The following is a 5176-nucleotide window of genomic DNA, read 5'->3' on the forward strand; positions in this document are numbered from 1 at the left end:
TTTGAAAGAAGGGTAGAGTTTCAGAAAAACGCAGAGGCCAGGACGAGGCACGCAGGCTTTTATCAGGAATCACTGTTTTGATCGGGTGGTTCAGAACCTTTATTCTCAAGCTCTTTGATGCGTTTTTCTAACTTTTTATATTTACTCTCAATACTTGCAGCATAGACAAATACAAAGCAAGCGAAAACAAAACTTAACGTAGAAGACAAAATATACCACCTCGTATTTTGTTAATAAAAAATCGGGATCTCTCCCGACAATCGATAAGTCTAGTTTAACATACGGAGGGATTCCGATGTCGAAAAATACAGAGATAATGAAAGCTGAAATAGATCTGATGGAGAATGCGATGTATCTGGTGTGTGACGGTCATCTGACGAAGGTTAGAGCAAAAGAATTCGGGAGCACAGAGATTGCTTGGAAAGATGGAAAGTGGTTAGATGTAATTCAACACGAAAGACAGAGAAATTGCGGGCAAGATGTGATTTAATGCGGTATAATATAAGCAATGGAATATTTTGTCTGAGGGAAGAACCCAGGACACTGATTGAGCGTTTAGGAGCTTGATTGGTGTCCTTTTTTGTTTGCCCGAAATTGGAGGGATCATCATGAAACCGGACAAGCCAAAGCCGCCAAAGAAACCAAAGCAGATGAAGCAGTGGCAAGTCGAGGAGCTTATGGGCGTTAATGATCCGACCTATCACAGAGCCAAGGGCGGAGCACTGAAACAGAAATGGTGGATCTCGGTATGGTTGGAAAAAAGGAGATGCGGAAGGATGAGTATGCGTAAGCTGATGTATGAATACAAGCAAACACTGCGGGACTTGAAAGCCGCTTATGAAGTCGCTGATCCGGACGGAGACAAGCCAATCATCGGCGGGATGATTAGAGACATGGAATACGCCATCAGGTGGATGGAGACGGGGCGAGATCCGAGCAGAATGCACATGGATGCTGATTATAGTCGCGTTTATTATTATAGCCCGTTTGTTCTAGATAAAATTGGAAAGACACTTTATCCGCAGGAATGGAATGATAACCTTGAAAATGACGAGCGGGTAAGCAACTTTCTTGGGGCATGTTTGACGAAGCGGGAAGAGGATGTTTACCGACTCTACATTGGCGAAGGATTGAGTATGGCCAAGATTGGTGAGCTTTTACATATTGCGAAAACGAGCGTGCAAAACTTGATTGAGCGGGCGGAAATGAAGGTTTGTGCTGAGAAAGAACAGGTTAGGCTATTTTGAAATAAATGCCACGGTATCTAAACAAAGATGTATAATGTTAAGAAAATATATGTCTAAATAGGTGGTGGCGTTTCATGGAAGATGATAAAAAAGAAGTGATCATTAGTGACAATGAGGTCGGACAGTCAGTTGACGCTTTTTCAAAAGGATTACAGCGTTATCTAGAAAATTTAGGCTTACCTACTAAAAAAGTTTTAGTAAATCCTGAAGAACGAATGGATGTCCTTGACAATGTTCCAAGGGTAGTACATAAGATAAATCCAGAATTAAGAAATGCTTCAATGTATATTTCTAAATTTATTGCCGCATGCGGAGCCGGTTTATTTGATGCGGCTTTAAATTTTCTTTGGAATGAAACAGTAATGAACCTGCGAAGCAAGGTCGTCAGATTTGATATGGACTATTTTTTAAACAGTATAATTTCAGACCCAAGACGCAGAGCTTCATTTAAAACGGAAGAAGACTTAAAAAAACTAGATGAGTGGGAACTAATTAAGGGTTGTAAAGATACAGGAATAATAACTGAAATTGGGTACAAACATCTTGACTATATTCGCGATATGAGAAATTATGCTAGTGCCGCTCATCCGAATCAAAATGATTTGGATGGTTTACAATTAACGAGTTGGCTACAAACTTGTATTAAAGAGGTTCTGGCCAAAGAACCTCAAGGGCCAGTTTTGGATGTCAAAAGGTTATTAAATAATTTAAGAAAAAATGTTCTATCAAGTGGGGACTTACCTTCTATAAAGGCTAATATAGAAAAATTACCCGTTGAACTAGTTGACTCAACTATTAGAGCAGTTTTTGGAATGTATACCGATCCACAATTAGACGTACAAATTCGAAATAATTTAAAACTCATAGCTGCTCCATTATGGAATAATTGCTCAATTGAGTCTAAAAGAAATCTTGGGGTCAAATATGCAATATATTCAGCTAATGCTGATACCCCGAGAAAAGAGTTGGCACGAGAGTTTTTACAATTCGTCCATGGGTTATCATATTTACCAAAAGAACAAATTGCTGCTGACTTAGATACGGTTCTTGATAACTTATTTATGGCACACAATGGCTTTAACAATTTTTATAATGAGCCACCACATGCAAAATTATTGTCGGCATATATTCCTAATACAGGTGACATACCTTTATCCATTGTTGGAAAATATGTGAAGATACTGGTTATGTGCTCGATTGGTAACGGATATGGTGTTTCTGGTGGAGCTTCAATTTATTACGATAATCTCATAAATCGATTTAATGAAGTTCAAATGACTGAATTTGTAGGATTGCTTAATGATAGTGACGTAAGATCTAGACTACAATTTCCTTCATGCGCTGAGAGATTTAAGGATTTAATAAAGAAATTCATTCCAAGAGTTGCAGATGTTAAACTTCAACAAATCTTAAGGTATCTAGATAAGACAACTAACAATAACTTACAGAACCTGAATAAGGCTTCTGAGTATAAAAGACTTATTCAATCAATTCAACAATAATTCATGTAAGTCTTGTGGTACGAAATCCCAATATAGTGAAGGGTATTTTATGAGTGTTTAACCAGCACTCAATTTTTATGCAGGTGTTTGTCTCCTTTTGGTAAATTAATGCTATAGTAAAAATAAAAAAGGAGACGTTAATAATGAGCGAAGAGAAAACGATCCTGAATTTTGAGACATACCTCTTTGGAATTAAAGGCGGTAATACGGGGTTTTTGAAAATGCCGAAAGAAAAATATGAGTTGACGAATGAGCGTTTGAAGATTACGAAGCAAGGGCTTGTTTCCGAGACTCGGGATGATATTGAGCTGTTTAAAGTCAAGGACATTACAGTTCAGCAAAAGCTTAAAGATAAGGTTTTGGATATTGGGGATATTGAATTAATCAGCGCCGATGAATCCAAACCTAATCTAGTTTTGAGGCGAATTAAAAACCCACATGATGTGCGGGAGAAGATCAGAACGGCGGCGAAAGAAGCCCGAGAGGCTGCTGGTGTTACTTATCGATACGATTTATAAGGATTTAAGAGCCTGATGAGGGCTCTTTTTTAATTTGTTCAATTGGGAGGTAGGTGTCATGTAATATGGCTAAGGGGAAATTTGAGCGATGGATAACTAAAGAAGGACTATCACTCGTTGAAGGCTGGGCACGTGACGGACTTACTGATGAACAGATAGCCAGTAACATGGGCATAAGTGCTGCAACATTATACAGGTGGAAAGATAAGTATCGCGAGATTTGCGAGGCCTTAAAAAAAGGCAAAGAGGTTGTTGACTACCAAGTTGAAAATGCGCTGCTCAAAAGGGCGCTAGGCTATACGTTTACGGAGAAAAAATATGAGCCTGTGAAAATGTCGGAAGAAGAATATTTTGCTAAGAAGACGCAAGCAGTAAATCACTATAAGCTTGAACATCCTGAAGCGACTATGGAAGATATTCGAGTTGTAGAATTGAGAGTTTCTCGATATAAAAGTGTCGTGATGGAGGAAAGAGTGAAGGAAATTGCTCCGGATACCACGGCACAAATATTTTGGTTGAAAAACCGCAAGCCTGCCAGATGGCGTGATAAAAAAGAAACCGAGCTCTCCGGAGGACTGGATGTTAATAATCCATATGCCGGGTTAACCACCGAGGAGCTGCGGAAGATTGCACGAAGTGAGAAGCATGAATAAAATCAGACAAGGCGCTCAGATTGAGCTCGCTAGGAGGGATTTCTTTGAGTACTGCCACCTAAAATCACCCGAGTTTTACAAATACAGTCGAAAGTACCTGATTGAGGTGGCCGACGAACTTCAACGGTTCGCCGATTCCGATGATGACGTGCTGGTCCTTAACGAGCCTCCGCGCTTTGGAAAAAGCCGAACGGCCGGAAATCTTGTCGAGTGGCTGTTTGGAAAAAATCAAGACCTGAAGATTATGACCGGATCCTACAATGAGACTCTGTCTACAACGTTTTCAAAGAACGTGCGAAACACGATTCAGGAAGTTAAGGGGGATCCGGATAAGGTCGTCTTCAGTGACGTATTTCCAGGCATTAGGATCAAGCAAGGCGATGGAGCGATGAATCTGTGGAGCCTTGAAGGGCATTTTAGCAACTATCTCGCAACGTCTCCAACTGGTACAGCGACGGGCTTTGGTGCTGATTATTTGATCATTGATGACCTGATTAAAAATGCCGTAGAAGCCTATAACGCCAATGTGCTGAATGGCCACTGGGAATGGTTCACGAATACGATGCTTTCCCGGCTGGAGTCTGGTGGTAAGATTATCATCATCATGACTCGCTGGCATACGCTGGATCTCGCAGGACGAGCTCTGACGGAACTTCCGAATTATGGGTATAAAGTTAGGCACGTGAACTTAAAAGCCCTACAGGATGACGGCTCTATGCTCTGCGACGAGATTTTGACCAGAGAAGAGTATGAACGGAAGACGAAAACAATGGGTGCCGATATTGCATCAGCGAATTATCAGCAGGAGCCCATTGATATAAAAGGCAAACTGTATTCGAACTTTAAAACGTATCAAGCGGACAGTCTGCCAGTGTTCAAGCACATAGCCAGCTATACCGATACCGCTGATGAAGGAGCCGATTACCTGGCTTCTTTTATTTTTGGTGAAACATTCGATGATGAGGCGTATATCCTGGACGCTGTCTTCACAAAGGACGCGATGGAGGTTACTGAACCGTTGCTGGCTAAGAAGCTGTTTGAAAACAAGGTGAATCTTGCTTGGATCGAATCGAATAACGGCGGTCGTGGATTTGCGCGAAGTGTGGAACGGATCCTCAGGCAGAACTATCAATCGAATAAAACAAAAGTCAGCTGGTTCCATCAAAGTAAAAACAAGATTGCTAGAATCCTATCCAATGCAACCTGGGTGATGGATCATGTGTATTTTCCGGAAGATTGGCGGAATAAATGGCCGG

7 protein-coding genes are annotated in these 5176 nt (G+C 40.8%); 6 read left to right on the top strand and 1 reads right to left on the bottom strand.

All coding sequences use genetic code 11. From position 1 onward, the window contains the following. Nucleotides 1-62: 62 nt before the first annotated feature. Nucleotides 63-209 (bottom strand): hypothetical protein, encoded by a 147-nt coding sequence (locus NIE88_RS21635; protein ID WP_253065634.1) that lies wholly within the window; start codon nt 207-209, stop codon nt 63-65. An 86-nt stretch (nt 210-295) separates the two neighbouring features. On the opposite strand from NIE88_RS21635, the gene NIE88_RS21640 reads away from it, so the two are divergent. From NIE88_RS21640 to terL, 6 genes are all read left to right on the top strand, one after another. After that, the gene (locus tag NIE88_RS21640) at nt 296-490 is read left to right on the top strand and encodes a DUF3954 domain-containing protein (RefSeq protein ID WP_253065635.1); all 195 of its coding nucleotides are present in this window, start codon (nt 296-298) and stop codon (nt 488-490) included. A gap of 118 nt (nt 491-608) precedes the next feature. Beyond that, a complete protein-coding gene (locus tag NIE88_RS21645; RefSeq protein WP_253065636.1) occupies nt 609-1247 on the top strand; it encodes a hypothetical protein in 639 nt (212 codons plus the stop codon). Nucleotides 1248-1321: 74 nt separating this feature from the next. Beyond that, complete coding sequence (locus NIE88_RS21650) at nt 1322-2749, top strand: hypothetical protein (protein WP_253065637.1); 1428 nt, start codon at nt 1322-1324, stop codon at nt 2747-2749. A 143-nt stretch (nt 2750-2892) separates the two neighbouring features. Next, nucleotides 2893-3267 (top strand): PH domain-containing protein, encoded by a 375-nt coding sequence (locus NIE88_RS21655; RefSeq protein ID WP_253065638.1) that lies wholly within the window; start codon nt 2893-2895, stop codon nt 3265-3267. Between the two features lie 65 nt (nt 3268-3332). Further along, nucleotides 3333-3920: a helix-turn-helix domain-containing protein gene (locus NIE88_RS21660; protein WP_253065639.1), complete on the top strand. Its 588-nt coding sequence runs from the start codon at nt 3333-3335 to the stop codon at nt 3918-3920. Next, on the top strand, nt 3913-5176 hold a 1264-nt coding region (terL, locus tag NIE88_RS21665; RefSeq protein ID WP_253065640.1), incomplete at its 3' end, for a phage terminase large subunit. The genes NIE88_RS21660 and terL, both read left to right, overlap by 8 nt.

Source organism: Sporolactobacillus shoreicorticis, assembly GCF_024125445.1.
Classification (GTDB): Bacteria; Bacillota; Bacilli; order Bacillales; family Sporolactobacillaceae; genus Sporolactobacillus; species Sporolactobacillus shoreicorticis.

Bases quoted from the DNA above. Each gene is read 5' to 3' on its own strand.
- NIE88_RS21640 (WP_253065635.1), top strand. From the start codon at position 296: ATGTCGAAAAATACAGAGATAATGAAAGCTGAAATAGATCTGATGGAG.
- NIE88_RS21645 (WP_253065636.1), top strand. From the start codon at position 609: ATGAAACCGGACAAGCCAAAGCCGCCAAAGAAACCAAAGCAGATGAAG.
- NIE88_RS21650 (WP_253065637.1), top strand. From the start codon at position 1,322: ATGGAAGATGATAAAAAAGAAGTGATCATTAGTGACAATGAGGTCGGA.
- NIE88_RS21655 (WP_253065638.1), top strand. From the start codon at position 2,893: ATGAGCGAAGAGAAAACGATCCTGAATTTTGAGACATACCTCTTTGGA.
- NIE88_RS21660 (WP_253065639.1), top strand. From the start codon at position 3,333: ATGGCTAAGGGGAAATTTGAGCGATGGATAACTAAAGAAGGACTATCA.